The sequence below is a fragment of the Streptomyces sp. NBC_01006 genome (assembly GCF_045162725.1).
In the GTDB taxonomy this organism is placed as follows: domain Bacteria; phylum Actinomycetota; class Actinomycetes; order Streptomycetales; family Streptomycetaceae; genus Streptomyces.
On record NZ_CP108700.1, the window covers coordinates 4,575,111 to 4,599,591 of the forward strand.

The following is a 24,481-nucleotide window of genomic DNA, read 5'->3' on the forward strand; positions in this document are numbered from 1 at the left end:
TTCGGCCTCGGACACCCTCTGCCTCGGGCTCTCGGCGGTGAGGCCTACGGAATGCGCAGCGTCTCGTACGGGCTCGACAGAGAGAACTCGCGTTGCTCGGCGACGATCTGGGCCTGGTGGAGATCGAACTTCGCCATGTGCAGGAGGTCGTCGAGGTGCGTCGGCTTCTGACCCAGCAGGTCGAGGGCGATCGCGGCAGCCCCGTCTCTCCGGTCCAGTCGGTCCTGGAAAAAGTCCAGGTTCTTCTCGACGACGAGGAGAGTCATGTCGAGCTCCGAGATCTCCGCATCGGACACTCGATCGCACCGAGAGTGCACTCGGTACTCGTAGAAGGGGCCGGCGACGCAGTGGATGTTGTTGCCTGCCCCTCGCCTGTACCGGCTGGCCAGCAGGTTGACCGCGAAAGCCCAGTCACCCCACTTGAGTACCTTCGGGTCGTACAGCCCGCATTCGAGAGCGTCAGCCCGCCGGCAGACTATCGACGTCGGAACGTGGTGCTTACGCGCCACCAGATCCTCGCGGCACGGGTATGAGGAGATGGTGAACCCCTCGAAGGCGCCGATCATCCACGACATCGTGTGCACGAAGGCCGTATCGGCATCGGACTCCAGGGCCTCCACCGCCCTGTCCGGGTAGGACCCTTCCCTGAGGAGATGCGGGTCGGTGGCCAGCCGGTCGTCGGCGTCCACCTGCATCACGTACTCCATCCGCGCGGCTGCCACGCCGGCGTTCCTGGCCACGTGGTGGCCTTGGCGCTGTTCGAGCCGGACGACGCGTACGCCGGGCAGATCGGCGCAGGTGTCGATGGCCTTGAGGGTCGTGTCGTCGTTCGACCCGTCGTCCACGATCACTACCTCGTGCGGACGCCGAAGCGGCTGCTCGACGACGGACTTCACGGCCTCGATGAGATAGTCGCCCGCGTTGTGGCAGGGGACAACGAAGCTGATGCCTCCAGAATCCGCGATGGTCACGCTGTCTCCCTTCCGCTCATGGCCGCGGTGCCGACTGGAGCCGGGCACCTGCGCGCCGCTATGACGGTCGCGCGAGCCGCTCTGAAGTAGGTGCGCCGTGAGCGCGTGTCCTGCTCGGTGTGGTCGTCCCAGCTCACGGTGACGTCCCAGCCCTCGTAGATCCGCTCCAGCGCGCGGCTGAATGACTCCCGTGTGTACCGGGCCTCGCCCTCGATGCGGATCTGAACTCCGTGGGCGTCTATCCGGAAGATCTCGGTGAAGACCTCCAGATAGTGCAGGTTGACCGAGCGGGAACTCTGCACAGCCTGGGTGAGCAGAGCTTCGACGTCGTGCTGTGACAGGTAGTGGAGAACGTCCTTGGCGACGAGCGCGCCGAAGTCCTCCTGGACGGCGTACTGCTCGATGAGGGACTCCACCACCGTGACCCGCTCCGCCAGGTCCTCGTACTCCGAGAGCCGCTGAAGCAGCGGCTCGGCCGGGGCCTGGTCCACCGCGACAACGGTGAACCCGGCTTCGGCCAGGGCGATGGTGTACGCACCGGCGCCGTATCCGAGGTCCAGAGCGCGACGCGGAGTGTCGGCGGGGACGGAAGCCAGCAGGGTGAGGAATCGCGCCGGAACGGGTGCGCGCAGCTTCTCTCCGGTGCTCCGGCCGTTCCGTAACGCGTCTGCGTAGAAGGCGTGAAGGGACGCCTTCGAGTGCTGTACAGGCAAGGGGCACCACCTGGGGCTGGAGGGGCGAGCGAGGACAGGCATCTAGAACTCGGCGATCTCGACGGCCCGGCCGGGCGTGCGCAGAGAGGATGCCAACGCCTCGGTGACCTTCATCGGCAGCAGGTGTGCGGAGAGCGAGCTCCTGTTCTCGGTCCCCCGCAGCCAGTTCTCCATGAGCTGCCTGTTGCTGTCGCTGTGGAACAACCCGTCGAACATCTTGACCGACGTGTACCGCTCCTCCGGCAGCAAGGAGGCGTTCGCCCTCGTGGTCAGCCGAGCGAAGGCGTCGATCTTGTCCGCGTTCTGCCCGCGGGGCACGTCGTAGCAGTGGACGTGTGCGGAGTAGAGGGTCGACAGCTGGGCTTCGAGGTCGACGCTGGAGGTGCGCCCGTTCTTGTTGTAGACGTCATCCGGGAGGTCCTGCCAGCTGCGGATGGACGGCGTCGTCTGCTCGAAGGACAGAGTTCCGACAGTCAGGGTCCGCTCCGACGCGACGTCGACCAGCCGGAACGTGGTGGTGATGTCCGTCTCGCCGAAGGAATGCGCCAGGCTGTCGGCGTCCGGCCAGGTCGATCTGAGCGAGAACGAAATCGTCCGCACCTACGGCTTCGACGTTCCACTGTGAGAGGGTCTCGTCCGGGAAGCCCTTGAGGTTGTTGGTGACGATGAGTTGGGCTCGGGACTTGATGGCGGCGGCAAGGACGTGGCGGTCGTCGGCGTCAGGCAGTTGGAGGGCCGACTCGAGCGGTTCGTAGTCCTTGACGAGGCAGTCCCGCACGGCCCGCATCATCAACTCTCGGGTCCGGGTCAGTTTCGAGGGGTCGAGCTCTGGCCTGTTGGTCTGCAGATTCGTGAAGACTTCGTCCAAGATCCTTTCGGTCCACTTAGCCTGCACGAGCCCGGCTTGGGCTATCCGGATCAGCAGGTCGCGCAGCGTGCTCGGGTACAGGACGCAGGCGTCGTAGACGACGGTGAATGCCACGGGATCAGATCAGTCCCATCTCCTGGTTCAGAGCCGTGAGTTCATCCGCAGCCGCCCGTCGCTTCCGGTCGTCTTGCCGCTGATATTCGAGCAGGGACTGTGCCCTGATCCGGCGGTGTGTACCGACCTTCCGGTAGTCGATCTCTCCTGCCTCCAGTAGCCCGATCAGGAAAGGTCGGGACACGTTCAGCATGTCGGCGGCCTGCTGGGTGGTCAGCTCTGCGTGCTCGGGAACGATGGAGACGGTGCGGCCGGCGGCCATGTGGCTGAGCACCGCGGCCAGTAGCTCCACGGCCTCGCGGGGCAGCTCAAGATCGGCGTTTCCGTCCTCGATCCGGAACCGGATCCGTTCGGCGTGCGGGGAGCGGGCGAGGGACCGCTTCACCGGCCTGAGTGCCCGCGCCGCGAAGTCGGCATTCGCCCCGGACGGGGGCGTGGGCCGAGCGGTCGACGTGCTCATTGTGTGACCGTCCCTTCGTGTGGCGTCTGAGTCGCGATGAGGCAACCCTTAAGCGCATTATCTGCAGCATTCGCAATAACCGCAACAGAATTCGTTCTGGTGTTGTGGCTATGGAGGGGGCCGTGCAGCTCTGAGGTGGCTGACCGCCTGGCCCGCCACGGCGTAAGGGCGTGCGTACCCGGTCGAGCTTCAGCCCAGATCAGGGTGCTTTCGTGATGCGGGCAAGCCATGCCCAGCGGACCAGCCCCCCGACGGCGAGCGAGACGAGGATCGCGCCCCAGTCGATCACGTGGGGGAGGCCGGGGAAGAAGGCGAAGAAGGTGAAGGACGCGGCGGCGCCGGTGAGGAAGGCGGTGATGCCGGTGCGACGGCGCTTGGCTTCCCGGGCGGGGCCTTCAGGCGTGGGCTGGGTGGTCATGTGCGGCTCACTTCGTGATGTGGTGGCACTGGCCGGCTCGGCGAACACCGTTGACGTGGATGTACGCGCACGCCTTTCCGTAGCGGGGGAGTTTCTGGGGTGCGTTGTCGCGCATCGGGTTGATCTTGCACTCGGTGTGGGTCTTGCCGCGGGAGGTGCGGTAGATCTTGTTGTCGGTGTCCGAGTAGGTGAAGTCGATGCGCCAGTTGCAGAAGCCTGCGTTGAGGGCTCCGACGAAGCCGCAGTCGACGCCGGCGTTCTGGTAGGTGATGTTCTTGCCGTCGCCGCGGATGATGTGGGTGAACATGCAGCCTGTGGGGATCTTCATGGTGACGCCGCCGACTTGGTAGTCGAAGGTGGCCACGGGCGTCGAGCCGATGGCGCCGGCGTGCGCCTCGGCGGGAGGTAAGACGGCCAGCGCGGCCGTTGTGGCGAGAGCGGCGATGATCCGTGCTGTGGAGCGCTTGCCCATCGGTGTCCCCCTTCTGGCGAAGTGTGTCTGCAGATCGGAACTCCTGTCGTCGGCGCAGGGTGCTGCTCCCGAGAGGCAGTCCACTACGAAGAGTGATCAGCAGATTGGCATGCTGACCACCCGTAACCGGCACCCCAGGAAGCCGGTCTCATGCGTGTGCGGTGCGTGAGCGGACCGGGTGGCACAGGGTGGATTGGGTGGCACGCGGGGGCCGGGCCGAACCTTCCTGACCTGCGGGAACAGGATTCGGTGGCACGGCCCGGCAGTAGTTGGGATGATCTTGTGGGGCCTCGTAATGCGTAGGTCTCGGGTTCGAATCCCGAAGGCGGCTCTGTAGAAGCCCCAGGACTCACTCGCCGTGACCTGGGGCTTTTGCTATTTCCGGGATCGCCCGGCGCGTGCGCCGTCTGCCGGGAGCCGTCCTCCTGCTCCTGCGTGTCAGCCCCGGCCGCATGGTCTGCTCGTTGGACAACTCCCCCAGGCCTCCCCGCGCGTTCCACAGCCGTCCCTCCCGATCGAGATGCTGAGCGCCCGTAACCCCTCACGACTTTCCCCGAGGAAAACGCGTATGACCGTGCACACTGTGACGCCGCTCGACGGAGCACTTCCGGTGCCCGAGCGGGTCTGGTACGCCTCCTACGGCTCCAACATGCACATGGACCGGCTTGCCGCGTACATCGCGGGAGGTACGCCCCCGGGCGCCACGCGTACGTACCCGGGATGCCGGGATCGGCGGGCGCCGGAGCGGTCCATCGCGGTGGAGTTGGCCGGCCGGCTCTACTTCGCAACCGAGTCTGCCGTGTGGACGGGTGGGCGCGGGTTCTACGATCCGACCGCTCCGGGCCGTATGCGTGGACGCGCGCATCTGATCACCGTCGGCCAGATCTCCGATATCGCTGCGCAGGAGATGTACGGGGAACCCGGACGTGACCTCGATCTGACGGCGGTTCTTCGCGAGGGCCGTTACGAGGTGGGCCCCGGACGCTACGAGACCCTGATCTGTCCCGGGACGATCGAAGGCATCCCCGTACTGACGTTCACGGCACCGTGGAGGCTCCAGGACGTGGACGTGCTCATGCCCTCCGCGGCGTACCTGCGGTGCCTGGCCGGCGGACTCCTGGAATCAGGGCCATGGGAGAAGCAGGACATCGCGAACTACTTGGCCGCCTGCCCGGGTGCGGCGGGCAGTTGGACGGCCCGTCAGGTGCTGGAGCTGCTGACCGCCGACATCAGACAGTGAACCGGGATCGGCCGGCGCGGGCGGGGGACAACTCGTGGTGCAAGGGTCGGATCGGCGGAGGGGCGTTGCCGGCCTGGAGCTTCTCGGGGCCGCCGAGTGTTGCCAGACGGAAGCTCAGTCCGTTACTAAGAGTGATTGGTGGTGGGGGTGCGGTCGCTGGGGGGTGGGGGGCGGGCTACTTTGGGATGGCTGGACCTGGGCGACGCGTGGCAGGAGGCCGGCATGTCTACACGGTTGCGCAAAGCGGCGGTGGGGGTGGCCGCGGTGGGGCTCGTGGTGGTGCCGCTCGGGGTGGGGTCCGGGTATGCGCTCGATACGTCGGCCGGGACCGTCGTGTCGGCTTCGGCTCCCGTTGCCGACGATGCGGAGTTTCCACAGCTCACGCCCGCCGTGGCACGGCAGTTGGACGACGCCGTGCGGAAGGTGATGAGCGAGGCCAAGGTTCCCGGGGTGATGGTGTCGCTCTCGGCCCCCGGCAAGGGCTCGTACGTACGGGCCTTCGGTGTCGCCGACAAGGCCACCGGCCAGTCGATCCGTACGGACATGAACATGCGCATCGGCAGCGTGACCAAGACCTTCACCGTGACCGCACTGCTCCAGCTGGTCGACCAGGGCAAGGCCCGGCTGGACGACCCCATCGGCAAGTACGTGGCCGGGGTGCCCAACGGGGACCGGATCACGCTGCGCGAGCTCGCCGACATGCGGAGCGGGCTGTTCAACTACTCCGAGGACGAAGGCTTCTTCAAGGCCCTCACGAGCAATCCCCGACGCCCCTTCACCCCGCAGGAGCTGCTCGCGTACTCCTTCAAGCACCCGGTGCTCTTCGAGCCCGGCGCCAAGTTCTACTACTGCAACACCAACTTGATCCTGCTGGGGCTGGTGGTCGAGAAGCAGAGCGGGCAGAGGCTCGACGACTACATCAACCAGAAGGTCGTCCGCCCGGCCGGGCTGCACCACACGCTCTTCCCCGTCGGCGCGGAGTTCCCGAATCCGCACTCCCAGGGCTACACCGACCAGACCGCGACCGGGAAGACCGAGGATGCGGCCGACTGGAACCCCTCCTGGGGCTGGGCCGCCGGAGCGATGATCTCCGATCTCGAAGACCTGAAGACCTGGTCGAAGGTCTTGGCCACGGGCACGCTGCTGAAGCCCGCCACCCAGGCCGAACGCCTGAAGGTCGTCGAGGCGCTGCCCGGAACCGGCTACGGCCTGGGCATCTTCAACGTCCAGGGCTGGATCGGCCACAACGGGTCGCTGCCCGGCTATCAGGCGCTGGCCGTGTACCTGCCGGAGGCGAAGGCCACGCTGGCGGTGATGCTGAACACGGACATCTCGTACGAGGGTGCCGAGCCCAGCACCCTCTTCGGTGAGGCGATCACCAAGGTCGTCACTCCGGACCACGTCTTCACGCTGCCCGCCCAGTCCGTTACCGCACACTGAGGGAATGAGCGATCAGGGTGTGGTGCTGCGCGTTGCCGGTGAAGGTGATCTCGACGTCGCGGGCGGGCTGTTCCGGGGCTACCTCGACTTCTACGAGGTGAAGGTCGAGGACCCGGACGCGCCCCGGGCGTACCTCGCCGAGCGGATCCGGGGCGGCGAGTCGCTGGTGCTGCTCGCCGACGTGCCGGGGGCCGGCACGGTCGGGTTCGCGCAGGTCTACCGGACGTTCTCGTCGCTCGCCCTGCGGCCGATGTGGATCCTGAGCGACCTGTACGTCGACCCCGCCGGCCGCCGCACCGGCGCCGGGCGGGCGCTGCTGCGCGAGGTGCTGCGCCGGGCGCGGGAGGCGGGGGTGTCCGGGGTGCAGCTGGAGACGGCGTACGACAACCACGTCGCGCAGGCGCTGTACGAGGCGGAGGGCTTCGAGCGCGAGGAGTTCCACGTCTACTTCCACGGACTGGATGTTCGCGGAGTGGAGGTTCGCGGAGTGGAGGTTCGCGGGGTGGGGTGAGGGTGGTCGGTCGGTTCTACTTCGCGTCCGCGTAGCACTGGACGATCGCCGTCGTGAACGGGAAGCGGACCGGGGTGTCGCCGAAGGCGATGCGACCGGCGCGGTCGCCGGCGGTGCGGATCGCCTCGGCCACCGCCTCGGCCTCCTCGGCCGGGCAGTGCACGATCACCTCGTCGTGCTGGAAGAACACCAGCTCGGCCCGCATGCCGGCGGCGGCAATGGCCTGGCGCAGGGCCGCGAGGAGCAGCAGGGCCCAGTCGGCGGCGCTGCCCTGGACGACGAAGTTACGGGTGAACCGGCCGCGGGCCCGAGTGTCGGCGGAGGCGTAGCTCGGCGTCCAGCCCTCCGCCCGGTCCTGCGGTACGCCGGCTTCGCCGTCCTCGTCGGCGCCGACCGGCGGCGGGCAGGTCCGGCCCAGCCAGGTCCGTACGAGGCGGCCCTCTTCGCCGGCCTTGGCGGCGTCGTCCACGTACGCCACGGCCTGCGGGAAGCGGCGGCGCAGTGCGGCCAGGTTCTTCAGGCCGTCGCCGGAGGTCTGCCCGTACACGGCGCCGAGGACGGCGATCTTGGCCATGTCCCGGTCGCCGGAGAAGCCCTGGCGGGAGATGGCCGTGTAGAGGTCCTCGGGGCGACCGGCAACCTCCATGAAGGCCGGGTCGCGGGAGATCGCGGCCAGCACGCGGGGCTCCATCTGGTCGGCGTCGGCGACGACGAGCCGCCAGCCGGGGTCGGCGACGACGGCTCTTCGGATCACCTTCGGGATCTGCAGGGCGCCGCCGCCGTTGGTGACCCAGCGGCCGGTGAGGGTGCCGCCGGGGACGAACTCGGGGCGGAAGCGGCCGTCGCGCACCCAGTCCTGGAGCCAGCTCCAGCCGTGGGCGGTGTAGATCCGGTACAGCTTCTTGTACGCGAGGAGGGGCTCGACGGCGGGGTGGTCGAGCTCCTGGATCTCCCAGCGGCGGGTCGACTTGAGCCGGATCCCGGCCTCGGCGAAGGCCTTGATGACGTCGGCCGGGAGGTCGGGGCGTACGCGGCGGCCGAACGCGGCGGAGATCTCGTCGGCCAGCTCGGCGAGGCGGCGGGGTTCGCCGCCGCCGGCGTAGCGCTCGCCGAGGAGCTCGGTGAGCAGGGCGCGGTGGACGTCGGCGCGCCAGGGGAGGCCGGCGCGCTGCATTTCGGCGGCGATGAGGAAGGCGGCCGACTCGGAGGTGGTGAGCAGGCGCATGCGGTCGGGGTGGGCGGTGGCGGCGGTGCGGGTCGCCTGGTCGCGGTAGATCGCGACGAGGGCGTCGAGGGGGAGGGGGATGGAGGTGGGCTGGGGGTCGAAGAGGGAGTCCTGGGTGGTGGGGGTGGCGGTGCGCTGTGGTGGGGGATCGGGGGGTACGGGGGCGCCGGTGAGGCGGGCCCAGGCGGCTGCCGCCGAGCGGGGCTCGCCGGAGCGGCCTTCGTGGGCGAGGAGGAGGAGCTCGGTGTCTTCGATGTCGTGGCAGCGCTCCACGCGGGCGCCTGCGGCGAGCAGGCGGGGGTAGACGGCGGCGGTGCTGCGCCAGATCCAGCGGGTGGGGGTGGGGGCGGAGCGGATCGCTTTCGCGGGGTCTTTGAAGGTGAGGTGGGGGCCGTCGGTGGTGGGGCTGGGGGTGGTGGGGGTGAGCGGCATTGCGTGCCAGAGGCCGTTGGGGGCTTCGGCCAGGGCCCAGTGGGGGGTGCGGTCGCTCATGGGTGCGAGTGTCCCACCGGGGGCTGACAGTCTGGTTCGGCTGAGCCGGTGTGGCGGTGGGTTGGGGGCTGGTGCCGGTTCCGCTGCGCGGGGCTTTCTCCCCGCCCCGCCCTCTCTCCGTTTCCCGGGGGCTCCGCCCCCGGACCCCCACGCCTCAAACGCCGGCGGGGCTGGGTTTGCCGGCTCCGCCCCTGGACCCCCAGCGCCTCAAACGCCGGCGGGGCTGGGTTTGCCAGCTCCGCCCCTGGACCCCCAGCGCCTCAAACGCCGGCGGGGCTGGGTTTGCCGGCTCCGCCCCTGGACCCCCACGCCTCAAACGCCGGCGGGGCTGGATGTGCCGGTCTCCGGTGGTGTTGGCCCCCGGCAGGGTGGGGTGGGGGGCGTGACAAGCTGGGGTCGTGAGAGACATTGTCGATCGGGCTTGTCAGGCCGCGCTCTACAGCCAGGACGATGCCGGGTTGGATGCCGGGGCATCCGTGCTCGTCGGGGACGGCGGGCAGTGGGGTGGGGTCGGGCGAGAGTTGCTGGGGCGCGGGGAGGCGTACGTACGGCAGGCCTGGGAGCGGGGGTGGCAGCCCGCCGATGTGCTCCGGCTCGTGGGGCGGGATCTCGGCGACCGGCATCTGCGGATCACCGGCGACCTGATCGCCGCCGAGGCGCGGCGGTACGCCCGGCTGCCCGAGCGGTGGACCGACGCCGAGGTGTGGTGGGTCGAGGACGGGGAGTACGGGGAACGGCTCGTCGGGCGGGAGAAGACCGATCGGTTCAGCCTCGCCACCGCCTTCCTGGAGGTGTTCCGGCTGCTGATCCGGCTGCCCTCCATCGAACCGGTCGGGCCCCTGCCGGGGGATCCGGCCGCCGATGCCTTGGAGCACGCGCACATCGAGCCCCGCATGCTCGGGCGCATCCGGGCCCTGCTCGCCAAGGCCGAGGCGACCACGTTCCCGGAGGAGGCGGAGGCGCTCAGCGCCAAGGCGCAGGAGCTGATGGCCCGGCACACCGTCGACGAGGCCGTGCTCGCGGCGAGCGGCAAGGGGCCCGCTCAGGTGCCGGCGGCCTGCCGGATCGGAGTCGAGGCCCCCTATGAGGAGGCGAAGGCGGTATTGCTGGATGCCGTCGCCACCGCCAACCGGTGCCGGGCCGTGTGGAACAGCGCCTTCGAGTTCTCCACCGTGGTGGGGTTCGAGAGCGATCTGGAGGCCGTCGAGCTGCTCTACACGTCCCTGCTCGTGCAGGGCACGGCCGCCATGACCCGTGCCGAGGCCGCGCAGCGCTCCGGCGGGCGCAAGCGGACCAAGACCTTCCGGCAGTCCTTCCTGCTCGCGTACGCCAGCCGGCTCGGCCAGCGCCTCGCCGAGACCGCCGAGCACACCGCGGCCGAGGCCCCCGACAACCTGCCCGCCCTGGTGGCCCGCGACGTAGCCGTCACCTCACGGGCCGACGAGATGTTTCCCCGGACCACCACCACCCGGCTGCGCGGGGCCACCGACCACGCGGGCTGGGAGGACGGCACCGCCGCCGCCGACCGGGCGCACATGGGCGGCGGGCGGCCGCCACTGCCGGGCTAGGGGCGATCGCTCTCGCCGCGCAGGGCCTGGGTTTCCGACTTCAGGATGCGCATCGACCGGCCCACGGAGCGGGCCATGTCGGGCAGTTTCTTCGAGCCGAAGACCAGCACGCAGACCACGAGGAGCAGGATCAGGTGCCAGGGCTCAAGGGCATTGCGGAGCATGCGCGTTCCCCCTACGGGTGACGGGAATTCCGGTGCGGTCCCGACCATCGAACAGGGCTGCACGCGCACGGACAAATCTGAAGAAGACCTGAAGGGTGGTCGGCGCCCCGGCCTGGTCGGAGCTTGATCCAGGCTTTATAAGGGTCTGATTCGCCCCTGATCCACCCGAGTTCTTCCCTGACAGTGATCAAAGGAGCACCCTCCGCGTGCACGTGCATCTGCCCATGCATGCGCTTATGAACACAGCTATGATCCGGTGCAGTTGACATCTGCACTATCGGGGGCTTCCTGTGGACCACGCGTACAACGGGATGGCAGCTGCAGAACTCGACGGAGTGACCTGGCAGAAGAGCAGACACAGCAACTCGCAAGGTTCCTGTGTGGAGTTCGCCAAGCTGCCGGGTGGCGCTGTCGCCGTGCGCAACTCGCGCTTCCCGGACGGGCCGGCGCTCGTCTACACGCCGGCCGAGATAGAGGCGCTGCTGCTGGGCGTCAAGGACGGCGAGTTCGACCACCTGATCGCCTGATCGGCCGGAGGGACGGCCGGAGGAGCGGCGCGCTGATCAAGCCATGCACGTGCACTGGCCGGGACTGATCGCAATGATCAACCCCGGCCAGTTTTCGTCGAAGCGGACCATTGCCGAATGCCCCGCGCCCCCGTCGCCTACTCGTGCAGCATGAACAGCGCCCAGACCACCTTGCCGGTCAGCCGGCCCGCGAGCGGGTGCCAGCCCCAGCTGTCGCTGTAGGCGTCCACGAGGAACAGCCCGCGCCCCGACTCCAGGTCGCAGTTCTCCTGCGTGCGCTCCGGCGCGAACGACCCGCCCGGCCGGTCCTCGCTGGGGTCCCGCACCGCGCACACCAGTCGGGTGCTCCACCGCATCAGGTGCAGCCGTACCGTCGGCTCCGGCTCGCCCGAGCCCGATCCACAGCCGGAACCCGGACCCGCGCCGCCACCGGCCCCGGCGTCCTCCGGCAGGGCGTGGCGCAGCGCGTTCGTGACGAGTTCGGAGACCACCAGGGCCACGTCGTCGAAGCGCTCGTCGAGACCCCACTGCGACAAGGTCGACCGGGTGAACGAACGGGCGCCCCGCACCGCCTCGAAGCGGGCGGGCAGAGCGCAGGAGGCGGACCCGGAGACAGCCGTGGGGTCGACCGGGGGCAGCCCCTGCCGTAACGGCTCGAGCATGGTCGATCCATTCGTCCCCATGCGAGGCACTCCCGGGATTCGCGGGCGGAGCGGCGCGCTCCGTCCAGAAAGAACTGCGGGGTGGGTCCGGCGCCGGCGCGAAAGAGCACGCAGGTGCGCGGCACCATCGTTCCGAATGCAGAAGCTGGATGCAAGGGCAGATGCACGTGCACGCGCCGGACCTGTCCACTCCCGTGATGGTTCTTGCTCATTTCTTCCTACGCATACTTACGGACTTCTTTTCCGGCAGGCGGGATTCCGTTACAGAACGAGTACGGACCGATGCGTTTTGGTGGCAGACTGCGGGGCCTGGGGTGCGGGGGCCCCGGCGACGCACATCACGCGCAGACCACGCGTACACATGGCGATGGGGAGGGCAGGACTAGTGACCGCAGAAGCAAGCGGTTCTGTGGTGCGGCGCATCCTCCTGGGCTCTCAGCTCAGGCGACTCCGAGAATCCCGCGGCATCACCCGTGAGGCGGCCGGCTACTCGATCCGCGCATCCGAATCGAAGATCAGCCGCTTGGAGTTGGGAAGGGTGAGCTTCAAGGCAAGGGACGTGGAGGACCTCCTCACGCTCTACGGAGTCACGGACGGCGCGGAGCGGGAGTCCCTGCTGGGGCTCGTCCGCGAGGCCAACGCGGCCGGCTGGTGGCACAGCTACGGCGACGTGCTGCCCGGGTGGTTCCAGACGTACATCGGCCTGGAGGGCGCGGCCTCGCTCATCCGGATCTACGAAGTCCAGTTCGTCCACGGCCTGTTGCAGACCGAGGCCTACGCCCAGGCCGTCGTCAGCCGCGGCATGCCCGGCGCCACGAAGGCCGAGATCGACCGCCGCGTCGCGCTGCGCCTGGAGCGCCAGAAGGTGCTCGTCTCCGAGACCGCCCCCGTCTTCCACGCCGTCCTCGACGAGGCCGCGCTGCGCCGCCCGTACGGCGACCGCGACGTCATGCGCGGACAGCTGGAGCACCTCATCGAGGTCTCCCAGCGGCCCAACGTGCAGCTCCAGGTGATGCCGTTCTCCTTCGGCGGCCACGCGGGCGAGAGCGGAGCCTTCACCCTGCTGCGCTTCCCGGAGTCCGACCTCCAGGACATCGTCTATCTGGAACAGCTCACCAGTGCCCTCTACCTGGACAAAGACGAGGAAGTGGCGCAGTACGAAAGGGCGATGGAGCGGCTGCAGGCCGACTGCCCCGACGCCGACCGGACGCGGGATCTTCTCCGCGGCCTGCTCCAACTGTCTTGATTCGCACGTAGTATGACGTCTGATCAGTGCATGATGACCGATCGGTCTCCGGTGCAGCGCACGGGTGCGCGCTCGCAGTAAGGGATGGCATGTCCATATTCGACGACCTGGCTCACCAGTACATCGACGGCGAATGGCTGGCCGGCACCGGTTCGTGGGACATCATCGACGTCAACCCGTACAACGGGGAGAAGCTCGCGGCCATCACCGTGGCCACCGTCGAGCAGGTGGACCGGGCCTACCGCGGCGCCGAGCGCGCCCAGAGAGAGTGGGCCGCCACCAGCCCGTACGTCAGACGCGCCGTCCTGGAACGCGCCCTGCGCATCACCGAGGAGCGCGAGAAGGAGATCATCGAGGCGATGATCGACGAGCTCGGCGGGACCCGTCCCAAGGCCGAGTACGAGGTCCACCTCGCCAAGGAGTTCATCCGCGAGTCGATCCAGCTGGCCATCCGCCCCGAGGGCCGGATCCTCGCCTCGCCGGTCGACGGCAAGGAGAACCGGGTCCAGCGCCTCCCGGTCGGCGTCGTCACCGTGATCAGCCCCTTCAACTTCCCGTTCCTGGTCACCCTGAAGTCGGTCGCCCCGGCCCTGGCGCTGGGCAACGCGGTGGTGATCAAGCCGAACCAGAACGCACCCGTGGTCGGCGGCGGGGTCATCGCCAAGGTCTTCGAGGACGCGGGCCTGCCGGCCGGACTCCTCAACGTGCTGGTCACGGACATCGCCGAGATAGGCGACGCGCTCCTGACCCACCCCGTCCCGAAGGTCATCTCCTTCGCCGGCTCCGACCGGGTCGGCCGGCACGTGGGCTCCGTCGCCGCCCGCCACTTCAAGCGGACGGTCCTGGAGCTCAGCGGCAACAGCGCCCTCGTCGTCCTCGACGACGCCGACCTCGACTACGCGGTGGACGCGGCCGTCTTCAGCCGCTTCGTCTACCAGGGCCAGGTCTGCATGGCCGCCAACCGGATCCTCGTGGACGCCTCGGTCGCCGAGGAGTTCACCGAGAAGTTCACCACCCGGGTGCGCGGCCTGAAGACCGGCGACCCCCACGAGGCCGACACCCACATCGGCCCGCTGATCAACTCCTTCCAGGCCGACGCGCTCACCGCGCTCGTGGATCAGGCCGTCGAATCCGGGGCGCAGGCCCTCGTGCGCGGGTCTACGCGCGGCAACCTGGTCGAACCGACCGTGCTGGCCGGTCTCCCCGAGGACTCCCCGCTGCTGGGCCAGGAGATCTTCGGCCCGGTGGCGCTGCTGGTGGTCTTCGACGGCGAGGACGAGGCCGTACGGCTGACCAACGCGACCCCGTACGGGCTGAGCGGCGCGGTCCACACCCGGGACGTGGAGCGCGGCGTGCGCTTCGCGCAGCGGATCGAGACCGGGATGATCCACGTCAACGACTCGACGATCGGCGACGAGCCGCTCGCCGCGTTCGGCGGGGAGAAGGCCTCGGGGCTGGGCCGGCTGAACGGCGAGGCCACGATCGAGGCCTTCACCACCCAGAAGTGGATCTCGGTGCAGCACGGCCGCACCACTTTCCCCTTCTGATCAGGCTCTGATCGCGCTCTGACCCCGCCCTCGTCCCGCCCTGATCCGCTTCCGGCCTCGTTTCCACTTCCGGGCTCGCTCTAGACTCGGGCGAGTCAGCGGCAGGCAGCGTTCCGGGGGAGACCTGAGTTGAGCAACATTCCGGAGACGGGGCGCACGCCCCGGGTCCAGAACCGCCTGGTCGTCATCCAGGTGGTCGTCTTCTCCCTGCTGCTCACGCTGGGCGGGCGGCTCTGGTACCTCCAGGTGCGCAACGGCCAGGAGTACACGGACGAGGCGAAGAACAACCACACCCAGCAGGTCGTCCAGCCCGCCGTGCGCGGCTCGATCCTGGACTCCCGCGGTGTGCCCCTCGCCGACAACGAGACGCGCATGGTCGTCTCCGCCAGCCGTACCGATCTCACCAAGATGAGAGACAAGGGCAAGGACGTCCTGACCCGACTCGCCGGCGTCCTGGGCCTCAACCCGGACGACGTGGTCAACAGTGTCCGGCTGTGCGACGCCAAGACGCCCAAGCCGTGCTGGAACGGCTCCCCGTACCAGCCCATCCCCGTCACCGACGAGGCGACGACGGACCAGGTGCTGGAGATAAGGGAGCACGCCGAGCAGTTCCCCGGCATCACCGCCGAGCCGACCGCCCTGCGCCGCTACGCCGGCCCGGACGGGGCCAACACCTCGCAGGTGCTCGGCTACCTCTCGCCCGTCACCGACGCGGAGATCACCAAGGCCAGGAAGACCGACTCCCCGTACCTGCGCTCCGACCAGGTGGGCCGCTCCGGCCTGGAGCGCACGTACGACAAGGAGCTGCGCGGCAAGGCGGGCATCACCCGCTACGAGGTGGACAACCTGGGGCGGGTCATAGGCCAGGCGCAGGCCGACAAGCCGACGCCCGGCTCCAACATCGTCACCTCGATCGACTCGCGCGTGCAGGCGGTCGCCGAGCGCGAGCTGAACAACGCGATGCTCGAAGCCCGCAAGACGTACGACAAGATCACGCACAAGAACTACGAGGCCGACTCGGGCGCGGTCGTCGTCATGGAGGCCAAGACCGGCCGGATCGTCGCGATGGCCTCCAACCCGACGTACGACCCGAACGCGTGGGTCGGCGGCATCTCCGCCAAGGACTACGCGTCCCTCACCGACAAGGAATCCAACTACCCACTGCTCAACCGGGCGATCCAGGGCCAGGCGGCCCCCGGCTCGATCTTCAAGGTCGTCTCCTCGACCGCCGCGGTGAACGCCGGGTACCCCTTCAACGGACGGTACGGCTGCCCCAGCTCGTACTCGGTCGGCAGCCAGACCTTCACCAACTTCGAGTCGCAGGGCTACGGCGACATCACCATCGGCCGGGCCCTCGAAGTCTCCTGCGACACCGTCTACTACGGCATCGCGGACAAGGAGTGGAAGAAGGACGGCGGGATCAACCCGAAGAAGGACCCGAGCGACTGGTTCTTCAAGACGGCCCACGAGTTCGGGCTGGGCAAGGCGACCGGGGTCGACCTGCCGAACGAGGTGACCGGCCGGGTGCCCGACCGTCAGTGGAAGAAGGACTTCTTCGAGGCGAACAAGGCCGCCTGGTGCCGGGACGGAAAGAAGGACGGCTCGTACGCCGAGAAGATCGCGTACGAGAACTGCCGCCAGGGCAACCAGCTGCGCGAGGGCGACGCGATCAACTACTCGATCGGCCAGGGCGACACCCTCGTCACCCCGATCCAGATGGCGTCGATCTACGCGGGCATCGCCAACGGCGGCATGATGCACCAGCCGAGCATCGGCAAGGCGGTCGTCAGCGCCGACGGCACCTCGGTCAAGGAGATCGCGCCGAAGGAGCAGGGCCGGCTGCCGATGGACGAGGAGCTGCGCGACGACATCGACGGCGCGCTCGCTTCGGTGGCCACCACGGGCAGCGCGGCCTGGCGCTTCGGCGGCTGGCCGCAGAAGCAGATCCCGATGCACGCGAAGACCGGTACGGCGGAGGTCCAGGGCAAGCAGACCACCTCCTGGTTCGCCTCGTACACCGAGGACTACGCGATCGTCATGACGATCTCCCAGGGCGGTACGGGCTCCGGGGCGTCCGGGCCGGCGGTCCGCAAGATCTACGAGTCGATGTACGGGCTCGACGAGAAGGGCAACCAGGACCTGTCCAAGGCCCTGCTGCCGAAGCCGCAGACGCAGCTCCCGGTGATCCGTCCCGAAGGCGCGGCACAGTGAACGTCCATTGAGGACAGGATCTGACCGCATGCCTCAGTAGCGTGGTTCTTGTCAGCAGGAAGCAGGCAAGAACCACGGAAAAGGCGGTTGGTCATGGCTCACATCTCCGGAGAGATCCTGGGCGACGAGCGGGGCACGCTCCTCCTCTTCGTCGAATCCCAGCGCACGGCGATCCGCGAATCGCTGGCCGGACTGACCGAGGAGCAGGCGGCGAGCCGGCCCAGCGCCAGCGAGCTGTCGCTGTCCGGGCTGGTCAAGCACGTGGCCGAGGTCGAGCTGGCGTGGCTGCGGATGGCCCAGCAGCGACCCAACGAGAGCCAGCGCAGCGCCGAGACCTGGAACGAGGCCTTCCGCCTCGTCGGGGACGAGACCCTCGCGTCCGTCCAGGCGTTCTGGGACGAGGTGACGGCGGAGCTGACGGCCTTCGTGCGGGACCTGCCCAGCCTGGACGAGACCTTCCCGCTGCCTCCGGCGCCCTGGTTCCCCGAGAACGCCAAGGTGTCGATGCGCTGGATGCTGCTGCACCTGGTGGAGGAGTTCGCCCGGCACGCGGGCCACGCGGACGTCGTCCGGGAGTCCCTGGACGGCACCAAGGCGATGGGATAGCCGGAGGGCTGCCCACCGGCTGAACCGGCCTCGGAGACGACCCTCGGAGAGGACTTGCACCTCACGTGGCGTGAGGACCCAGAGTGAACGGCGTACCGACCAGAGGAGCGGAAACCATGGGCTACTCCGTGGGACAGGTCGCCGGATTCGCCGGAGTGACGGTGCGCACCCTGCACCACTACGACGAGATCGGCCTGCTCTCCCCGAGCACCCGCAGCACCGCGGGTCACCGGCGTTACGACGACGCCGACCTCGACCGGCTGCAGCGGATCCTGTTCTACCGGGAGCTCGGCTTCCCGCTCGAAGAGGTCGCGGTCCTGCTGGACGATCCGGACTCGAACCCGAGGGAGCACCTGCGCCGGCAGCACGCCCTCCTGTCCGACCGGATCGCCCGGCTCCAGCAGATGGCCGAGGCCGTTGAGCACGCCATGGAGGCAGAGAGAATGGGCATCAACCTCACGCCCGAGGAGAAGTTCGAGGTCTTCGGGGAATTCGACCCCGACCAGTACGCCGACGAGGCGCACCAGCGCTGGGGCGACACGGACGCGTACAAGGAGTCCGCACGCCGGACGGCCGCCTTCACCAAGGAGGACTGGAAGCGCTTCCAGGACGAGGCGGACGGGATCAGCCGGCGGTTCGCCGCCCTGCTGGACTCCGGTGCGGCCGCGGACTCCGAGGAGGCCATGGACGTGGCCGAGGAGCACCGCGGCTGGATCGACGGCAACTGCTACCCCTGCTCGTACGAGATGCACACGTGCCTGGGTGAGATGTACGTGGCGGACGAGCGCTTCACGGCCCACTACGACAAGATCCGGACCGGCCTGGCGGTGTTCGTACGGGACGCGATCCTCGCGAACGCCGTCCGCAGCGTCTAGCCGCGGGCACCGCCTGGACCGTCGGATGTTCCCCACATGGCCCCCTCCCGGTACCTGGAACCGGGAGGGGGTCCTGTGCGTTGATAATTGAAACCGCCGTCTTGTCCGGCGCACCCGCGGACGCCCGCCGCGAAACCCCCCGATCCAGGAGAGTCCGGAACTCGTGTACACGCTTGCGCTCGGCCCTGAGTGGCTGTCCCCGGAGTATCTGATCGGGCAATTCGGTCTGATCGGCATCCTGGTCATCGTTTTCGCGGAGTCGGGCCTCTTCGCGTTCCTGCCCGGGGACTCGCTGCTGTTCACGGCGGGCCTGTTCGTCGCGAGCGGCACGATCGACAAGCCGCTGTGGCTGGTCTGCACCCTGATCTCGGCCTCTGCCATCCTCGGTGACCAGGTCGGCTACATGATCGGCAAGGTTTTCGGTCCGAAGATCTTCAACCGGCCGAACTCCAAGCTCTTCAAGCGCGAGAACCTCGACTCGGCGCACGACTTCATGGAGAAGCACGGCCCCAAGGCCATCGTGCTCGCGCGCTTCGTGCCGATCATCCGCACCTTCGCGCCGATGGTCGCGGGCGCGACGGCGATGAAGTACCGCACCTTCCTGACGTTCAACGTCATCGGCGGTGTCCTGTGGGGCGCGGGCGTCACGGTCCTGGGCTACCAGCTCGGCCAGTTCGAGATCATCAAGAAGAACGTCGAGCCGATCTTCATCGGCATCGTCCTGATCTCCGTCATCCCGGTGATCTTCGAGGTGCTGAAGTCCCGCAAGGAGAAGAAGGCGGCGGCCGCCTCCGGCGGGCAGCCCGAGACCGGCGAGGACCCGCAGGCCCCGGGCCGGCGCAGCGGCCGCCACGCCAAGCGCTGAGTCCCGTACCGGCCAGTCCGAAAGCCCCGGCCGACCCGGAGAGGGTCGGCCGGGGCTTTCGCGTGCGCGGTGCCAGGCGGACACCCCCTAGAAGCCGCGGGTCCGCTTCGCCGCGCGCCGCTTGGCGGCGCTCGCGGCCCCCGGGATCCGCATGAACAGCCGCGAGGTCTCCGACCCGAGGTTGACCCCGATCGCGATGGCCAGCGCGATGGCGGCGGCGTTCACCAGCGAGGCGAGGCCCTCGTTCAGCCGGTTCTCGGCGATCAGCAGCAGCCCGTAGTACGTCGCCGAGCCCGGTAGCAGCGGGCCGATGGCCGCGGTCGTGTACGGCAGGGCCGAGGCGAAGCGGTAGCGCGAGAAGAGCTGGCCGAAGAGGCCGACCAGCCCGGCGGCGATGGCCGTGGAGGGGACGGGCGGGATGCCGCCCGCGTAGTGCAGGGCTCCGAAGGTCACCCAGGCGACCCCGCCGTTCAGCGTCACGATCCACACGGTGGAACGTTCCTGCTGGAGCAGGATCGCGAACGTGAACACCAGCACCATCGAGGCCGCGATCTGGATCAGCGGCCGCTGCGTGATCTGCAGGACCTCCTCCGGCTTCGGCGAGGGACCCAGCTGGAGCCCGAGGTACAGCACGACCAGCACGCCCATGATGATGCCGATGAAGAGGTACATGACCTCCAGCAGCCGGGCGGAGGCGGTGATGTAGAAGCCGGTCAGGCCGTCCTGCACGGCCGCGACCAGGGCTCGCCCGGGCAGCAGCGCGAACAGCCCGCCGGTGATCACCGCGGAAGCGCGTACGTCGATCTCGGCCAGCTTCAGGGCCACGCCTATGGCGGCGGGCGGCATCGCGGCGACCACGAACTGGTAGAACTCCGGCAGCCCGCGCCCGGCGCACAGCCAGGCCAGCCGGTCGCCGAGCATCGCCCCGATCGCGGCGGCGAAGAAGACGAGCACACCACCGCCGACCAGGGTGGAGGCGGCCCCGGCGAGCAGCCCGGCGGCGGCCGTCAGGACCCAGGAGGGGTACGGGTGCCGGTTGCGGCGGATCTCGGCGAGGCGCCGGTACGCCTCCTCCAGCGAGAGCTCGAACTCGTGCGCGCTGATGTCGTCCACCAGCTGGTAGACGGCGGCCAGCCGGGTGTAGTCGGTGCCGCGGCGGCGTACGGTCCGGCTCGCCGAGACGGGGTCGTCGACGAGCGAGGGCTGGTGGGTGATCGACAGCAGGGTGAAGGTGACCGTGGGCTCGCAGCGGTCCAGCCCGTACGAGCGGGCCACCGCGAACATCGCGGCCTCCACGTCCTCGGCCCCCTCACCCCCCGCCAGCAGCAGCTCGCCGATGCGCAGGGTGAGGTCGAGTACGCGGCCCACGGCGGGCCCGGCCTCGGCGTGCTTCTGCACGGCCTCCGGGACGGGCCGCACGTCGACCGGCATGCGCAACATGGTGCGCATACGGTCCTGCCAGGGGGATTCCTTCATCAGGGAGACGGGGAACCCGGCGCCGGGGGTGTAGGCGGGCGGGGAGTGCTGGGCGCTGTACGTGGCCGGGGGCGCGAAGGCGGAGCGTTCGGGCTCGGGCTCGGCGGCCGGCTCGGGAACCCCCTCCGGCACGGCGAACTCCGAGGTCGGCTGGTCCTCGTCGACCGGTTCCGGCTCGATTCCGGCGGGGGGAGTGAAGGCGCTGTGCGCCTCGTCGGATTTCGGCTTCCGGTCCTCCGTGCCCCCGGATCCCTCGCCCTCCGCCACACGTCCTCCAGTCCCCGACCAGCCCGGGTATCAGTATGCGGAACCGTTTCGTCCTCGGCGAAACCAGATGACGAACGGGCGGCACCCCCTCGGTGAAGGGGTACCGCCCGTCGTGTTCGAGCCTGTCACCGGCTGAGCGGACTCAGCGGAAGCAGAGGACTCAGTGGTGGCCGCCCTGGGCCTCAAGACGCTTGTACGAGGCCTCGATCTCGGCCTCGGCCTCGGCGCGGCCGACCCAGTTGGCGCCCTCGACCGACTTGCCCGGCTCCAGGTCCTTGTAGACCTCGAAGAAGTGCTGGATCTCCAGGCGGTCGAACTCGGAGACGTGGTGGATGTCGCGCAGGTGCTCCACGCGCGGGTCCGAGGCCGGCACGCACAGCAGCTTGGCGTCGCCGCCCGCCTCGTCCGTCATGTTGAACATGCCGATCGCGCGGCACTTGATCAGGCAGCCCGGGAAGGTCGGCTCGTCCAGGATGACCAGCGCGTCCAGCGGGTCGCCGTCCTCGCCGAGGGTGTTCTCGACGAAGCCGTAGTCGGCCGGGTAGCTCGTGGACGTGAAGAGGCGACGGTCCAGGCGGATCCGGCCGGTCTCGTGGTCCACCTCGTACTTGTTCCGCGAACCCTTGGGGATCTCGATGGTGACGTCGAACTCCACGTCCTGCTCCTCCATGCGTTGACTGATAACGCGTCCGGCCCAGCCCTGCCGGGGTGGGGTGCCATGCTCGCGGCAAGACGCAGTGGTTAAGTGTCCCTCACGCACATGTGTGATCGCGAAAGGGGCTGGTCCGAGGTGCCATTGGTCAAGACGTGGCAGCTCATCGCGGTGTCGGCCGTCGCCGGCCTCGCCCTGTCGGTGGCTGCGGTGGCCGCCGCCGGTCCTTGGGACTCCGGCCAGCGTAAGGCCGAGCGGGACAGGGCCGCCTCCCGGGGCCTCACGGGTGGCGCAGATCACGGCGGCGACCGCGGCGCGGGGCTGCTGCCGCAGGCCGCGCCCAGCGCCCCCGGGGTGCTCTCCGGGATCGGCCCGGGCGCCGCGCGCACGGCGGGCAGCGGGGTCGCGGCCGCGGATTCCGGGCGGCTCGCCGAGGTGCTGCGGCCGCTGCTGGCCGACCCCGCGCTCGGGAGCCTGCGTACGGCCTCGGTCATCGACACCGCCACCGGCCAGGTTCTCTTCGAGTCCGGGGCGCGCGAGGCCATGACCCCCGCCTCCACCACCAAGATCGCCACCGCGGTGGCGGCGCTCGCCGCGCTCGGCCCCGAGCACCGGATCCGGACCACGGTGGCCCCCGGAGCCGGCCCCGGGGAGATCGTCCTGGTCGGCGGCGGAGACCCCTCCCTCACCGCGAAGAAGAAGAGCCCCGCCGGGTCCGGCGGCAGCCTCGTCGCCCTCGCCGCCGACACCGCCCAGGCCCTCAAGGCCGCCGGCACCGACTCCGTGCGCCTCGGCTACGACGACACCCTCTTCACCGGCCCCGCCCGCCACCCGATCGGCGAGAACCCCAACATCGCGCCGGTCACCGCCCTGGCGGCCGACGAGGGCCGCGTCGACGACTCCACCTCCGGACCCGTCGACCGGGTCGGGGACCCCGCCATGGAGACCGCCCGCTCCTTCGCGGCCCTGCTGGGGGACCGGGGCATCAAGGTCACCGCCGACCCCGCCAGGGCCAAGGCGCCCGCCGGGGCCCAGCCGCTCGCCACCACCCTCTCCACCCCGCTCGCCGGGCTCGTCGAGCGGATGCTGACCAACAGCGACAACGACATCGCCGAGGTCCTCGCCCGCCAGACCGCCCTCGCCTCCGGGCAGCCCGCCAGCTTCGAGGGCGCCGAGAAGGCCGTCACCGGCCGGCTCGCCGCCCTCGGCGTCGACACGGCCGGCTCCCGTTTCGCCGACGGCAGCGGCCTGGGCCGCGCCGACAAGATCAGCACCGGCCTGCTCACCGGACTCCTGGCCAAGGCCGCCGACCCGCAGCGGCCGGAGCTGCGGCCCGTGCTCACCGGACTGCCCGTCGCCGGATTCACCGGGACCCTGCGCAGCCGCAACGCCGGCAACTCCCCGGCGGCCGGCCTGGTCCGGGCCAAGACGGGCACCCTGAGCGGCGTGAACTCCCTCGCCGGGACCGTCGTTGACTCCTCCGGCCGACTGCTGGCCTTCGCGTTCCTGACCGCGAACACCCCCGACCCCGGGGCCGCGGAGAAGGGCCTCGACAAGCTCGCCGCGGCCGTCGCCCGCACTTCGTAGCCGATCCGAGGGGCTCCGCCGCGGCGCCGGTCCACGTACCGTTGGCGCATGACGAGCATCGGTGGTGCCGAGATGGTCGACTGGAATCTCGCGGTGGCGACCGCGACCCGGCTGGTGCGGCCGGGTCCCGAGGTCAGCCGCGACGAGGCGCGCGCCGTGGTGGCGGAGCTGCGCGGGCATGCGAAGACCTCCGAACGCCACGTCCGCGAGTTCACCCGGATGATCCCCGAGGGAGCCACCGTCCCCGACACCCCCGTCCTCGTCGTCGACCGGGCCGGCTGGGTCAAGGCCAACGTGGCCGGCTTCCGCGAGCTCCTCGCCCCGCTGCTCGGCAAGATGCAGGACCGCCGCGCCGGCGCCACCGGCGGCGCCGTCCTCGGCGCGGTCGGCGGCAAGGTCACCGGCGTCGAGCTGGGCATGCTGCTCAGCTTCCTGGCCTCCCGCGTGCTCGGCCAGTACGAGACCTTCGCCCCGGCCGGGCGCGACCTGCCGGGCTCGCCCGCGGGCGGCGGCCGGCTGCTGCTCGTCGCCCCGAACATCGTCCACGTCGAGCGCGAGCTGGACGTGCGCCCGCACGACTTCCGGCTGTGGGTCTGCCTGCACGAGGAGACGCACCGTACGCAGTTCACGGCCGTCCCCTGGCTCCGCGACCACCTGGAGGGCGAGATCCAGACGTTCCTGGGCGCCACCGAGGTGGACCCGGCGACCGTCCTGGAGCGGCTGCGCGAGGCCGCCCAGTCCTTCGCCGGCGCCCGCTCCGACTCCGAGCAGGGCGACGAGGGCCGCTCCCTGGTCGAGCTCGTCCAGACCCCCGAACAGCGTGAGGTGCTCGGCCGCCTGACCGCCGTCATGTCCCTGCTGGAGGGCCACGCCGACTACGTCATGGACGGCGTCGGCCCCGCCGTGGTCCCCTCGGTCGCGGAGATCCGCGAGAAGTTCCAGCAGCGCCGGGCCAGCGGCGCGGGGCGCCTCGACGCCGCGCTGCGCAAGCTGCTGGGGCTCGACGCCAAGCTGCGCCAGTACCGCGACGGCGAGCGCTTCGTACGGGCCGTCGTCGGCCAGGTCGGCATGGACGGCTTCAACCGGGTCTGGACCTCGCCGAACACGCTGCCGACGAAGGCGGAGATCGCCAAGCCCGCGGACTGGGTCGCGCGGGTGCACCGCAAGGGCGAATAGAAGCGAAGGGGAGTGACTCAGGGGGCGTAAACATGTCTCACTGGGGGAAGAAGCGTCACCCGTCCGAGGGACCGTGAGGCGTGGAAGGGCGTGCGATGCTCAGGGAACGGCTCGGTTCTGTCACCATC

General features: G+C 69.6%; 23 protein-coding genes and 2 pseudogenes. 13 read left to right on the forward strand and 12 right to left on the reverse strand.

Annotated elements, in window-relative coordinates:
- Positions 1-44: 44 nt before the first annotated feature.
- From OG509_RS20900 to OG509_RS20930, 7 genes and pseudogenes are all read right to left on the reverse strand, one after another.
- Positions 45-971 carry a glycosyltransferase family 2 protein gene (locus OG509_RS20900; protein ID WP_406183970.1) on the reverse strand — a complete coding sequence of 309 codons (927 nt, stop codon included), beginning with the start codon at positions 969-971 and terminating at the stop codon, positions 45-47.
- Positions 968-1,684, reverse strand: coding sequence for a class I SAM-dependent methyltransferase (locus OG509_RS20905; RefSeq protein WP_406183971.1), 717 nt, complete (start codon positions 1,682-1,684; stop codon positions 968-970). Before OG509_RS20905 ends, OG509_RS20900 begins: the two co-directional genes overlap by 4 nt.
- 42 nt (positions 1,685-1,726) lie before the next feature.
- Positions 1,727-2,284, reverse strand: a complete 558-nt coding sequence (locus OG509_RS20910; protein WP_406187852.1) for a hypothetical protein — start codon at positions 2,282-2,284, stop codon at positions 1,727-1,729.
- A 61-nt stretch (positions 2,285-2,345) separates the two neighbouring features.
- A pseudogene (locus OG509_RS20915) lies at positions 2,346-2,666 on the reverse strand (PIN domain-containing protein); the annotation flags it as partial.
- Between the two features lie 4 nt (positions 2,667-2,670).
- Positions 2,671-3,126: a helix-turn-helix domain-containing protein gene (locus tag OG509_RS20920; protein ID WP_327415536.1), complete on the reverse strand. Its 456-nt coding sequence runs from the start codon at positions 3,124-3,126 to the stop codon at positions 2,671-2,673.
- Positions 3,127-3,325: 199 nt separating this feature from the next.
- Positions 3,326-3,544: a hypothetical protein gene (locus OG509_RS20925; RefSeq protein WP_406183972.1), complete on the reverse strand. Its 219-nt coding sequence runs from the start codon at positions 3,542-3,544 to the stop codon at positions 3,326-3,328.
- 7 nt (positions 3,545-3,551) lie between these two features.
- Positions 3,552-4,016: a hypothetical protein gene (locus OG509_RS20930; protein WP_406183973.1), complete on the reverse strand. Its 465-nt coding sequence runs from the start codon at positions 4,014-4,016 to the stop codon at positions 3,552-3,554.
- 568 nt (positions 4,017-4,584) lie between these two features.
- On the opposite strand from OG509_RS20930, the gene OG509_RS20935 reads away from it, so the two are divergent.
- The 3 genes from OG509_RS20935 (at position 4,585) to OG509_RS20945 (ending at position 7,207) form a co-directional block, all read left to right on the forward strand.
- Positions 4,585-5,256 (forward strand): histone deacetylase, encoded by a 672-nt coding sequence (locus tag OG509_RS20935; protein ID WP_406183974.1) that lies wholly within the window; start codon positions 4,585-4,587, stop codon positions 5,254-5,256.
- 222 nt (positions 5,257-5,478) lie between these two features.
- Positions 5,479-6,696, forward strand: a complete 1,218-nt coding sequence (locus tag OG509_RS20940) for a serine hydrolase domain-containing protein (RefSeq protein ID WP_406183975.1) — start codon at positions 5,479-5,481, stop codon at positions 6,694-6,696.
- A 4-nt stretch (positions 6,697-6,700) separates the two neighbouring features.
- Positions 6,701-7,207 (forward strand): GNAT family N-acetyltransferase, encoded by a 507-nt coding sequence (locus tag OG509_RS20945; RefSeq protein ID WP_406183976.1) that lies wholly within the window; start codon positions 6,701-6,703, stop codon positions 7,205-7,207.
- 16 nt (positions 7,208-7,223) lie between these two features.
- Here the strand turns inward: OG509_RS20945 and OG509_RS20950 are convergent, their stop codons facing one another.
- On the reverse strand, positions 7,224-8,924 hold the full coding sequence (locus OG509_RS20950) for a bifunctional 3'-5' exonuclease/DNA polymerase (protein ID WP_406183977.1): 1,701 nt from the start codon (positions 8,922-8,924) through the stop codon (positions 7,224-7,226).
- A 398-nt stretch (positions 8,925-9,322) separates the two neighbouring features.
- Here OG509_RS20950 and OG509_RS20955 point away from each other — a divergent pair, with 398 nt between their 5' ends.
- Positions 9,323-10,492, forward strand: coding sequence for a DUF2786 domain-containing protein (locus OG509_RS20955; RefSeq protein ID WP_406183979.1), 1,170 nt, complete (start codon positions 9,323-9,325; stop codon positions 10,490-10,492).
- Here OG509_RS20955 and tatA read toward each other — a convergent pair.
- Entirely contained in the window at positions 10,489-10,656 is a 168-nt protein-coding gene (gene tatA / locus OG509_RS20960; protein WP_030158578.1) for a Sec-independent protein translocase subunit TatA, read from the reverse strand. The genes OG509_RS20955 and tatA overlap by 4 nt on opposite strands.
- Positions 10,657-10,946: 290 nt before the next feature.
- Between tatA and OG509_RS20965 the strand changes: the two genes are divergently transcribed.
- Complete coding sequence (locus OG509_RS20965) at positions 10,947-11,183, forward strand: DUF397 domain-containing protein (RefSeq protein WP_030158576.1); 237 nt, start codon at positions 10,947-10,949, stop codon at positions 11,181-11,183.
- Positions 11,184-11,320: 137 nt separating this feature from the next.
- Here OG509_RS20965 and OG509_RS20970 read toward each other — a convergent pair whose 3' ends face one another.
- Positions 11,321-11,845 carry an ATP-binding protein gene (locus OG509_RS20970; protein WP_406183981.1) on the reverse strand — a complete coding sequence of 175 codons (525 nt, stop codon included), beginning with the start codon at positions 11,843-11,845 and terminating at the stop codon, positions 11,321-11,323.
- A 367-nt stretch (positions 11,846-12,212) separates the two neighbouring features.
- Here OG509_RS20970 and OG509_RS20975 point away from each other — a divergent pair, with 367 nt between their 5' ends.
- From OG509_RS20975 to OG509_RS21000, 6 genes and pseudogenes are all read left to right on the forward strand, one after another.
- Positions 12,213-13,091 (forward strand): helix-turn-helix domain-containing protein, encoded by an 879-nt coding sequence (locus OG509_RS20975; RefSeq protein ID WP_406183982.1) that lies wholly within the window; start codon positions 12,213-12,215, stop codon positions 13,089-13,091.
- A gap of 89 nt (positions 13,092-13,180) precedes the next feature.
- Entirely contained in the window at positions 13,181-14,638 is a 1,458-nt protein-coding gene (locus OG509_RS20980; RefSeq protein WP_385573581.1) for an aldehyde dehydrogenase family protein, read from the forward strand.
- 129 nt (positions 14,639-14,767) lie between these two features.
- Entirely contained in the window at positions 14,768-16,849 is a 2,082-nt protein-coding gene (gene mrdA, locus OG509_RS20985; RefSeq protein ID WP_406183983.1) for a penicillin-binding protein 2, read from the forward strand.
- A gap of 93 nt (positions 16,850-16,942) precedes the next feature.
- A complete protein-coding gene (locus OG509_RS20990; RefSeq protein ID WP_406183984.1) occupies positions 16,943-17,455 on the forward strand; it encodes a DinB family protein in 513 nt (170 codons plus the stop codon).
- A gap of 116 nt (positions 17,456-17,571) precedes the next feature.
- Positions 17,572-18,330: a MerR family transcriptional regulator gene (locus OG509_RS20995; RefSeq protein ID WP_406183986.1), complete on the forward strand. Its 759-nt coding sequence runs from the start codon at positions 17,572-17,574 to the stop codon at positions 18,328-18,330.
- Between the two features lie 163 nt (positions 18,331-18,493).
- Positions 18,494-19,162 (forward strand): annotated as a pseudogene (locus OG509_RS21000) (DedA family protein); the annotation flags it as partial.
- A gap of 120 nt (positions 19,163-19,282) precedes the next feature.
- Here OG509_RS21000 and OG509_RS21005 read toward each other — a convergent pair.
- Positions 19,283-20,938: a threonine/serine exporter ThrE family protein gene (locus tag OG509_RS21005; RefSeq protein ID WP_406183987.1), complete on the reverse strand. Its 1,656-nt coding sequence runs from the start codon at positions 20,936-20,938 to the stop codon at positions 19,283-19,285.
- A 160-nt stretch (positions 20,939-21,098) separates the two neighbouring features.
- Positions 21,099-21,593: an inorganic diphosphatase gene (locus OG509_RS21010; RefSeq protein WP_266672831.1), complete on the reverse strand. Its 495-nt coding sequence runs from the start codon at positions 21,591-21,593 to the stop codon at positions 21,099-21,101.
- Between the two features lie 135 nt (positions 21,594-21,728).
- On the opposite strand from OG509_RS21010, the gene dacB reads away from it, so the two are divergent.
- Together dacB and OG509_RS21020 are read left to right on the forward strand one after the other, a co-directional pair.
- Complete coding sequence (dacB, locus tag OG509_RS21015) at positions 21,729-23,177, forward strand: D-alanyl-D-alanine carboxypeptidase/D-alanyl-D-alanine-endopeptidase (RefSeq protein ID WP_406183988.1); 1,449 nt, start codon at positions 21,729-21,731, stop codon at positions 23,175-23,177.
- Between the two features lie 48 nt (positions 23,178-23,225).
- The gene (locus OG509_RS21020; protein ID WP_406183989.1) at positions 23,226-24,353 is read left to right on the forward strand and encodes a zinc-dependent metalloprotease; all 1,128 of its coding nucleotides are present in this window, start codon (positions 23,226-23,228) and stop codon (positions 24,351-24,353) included.
- Positions 24,354-24,481 lie beyond the last annotated feature (128 nt).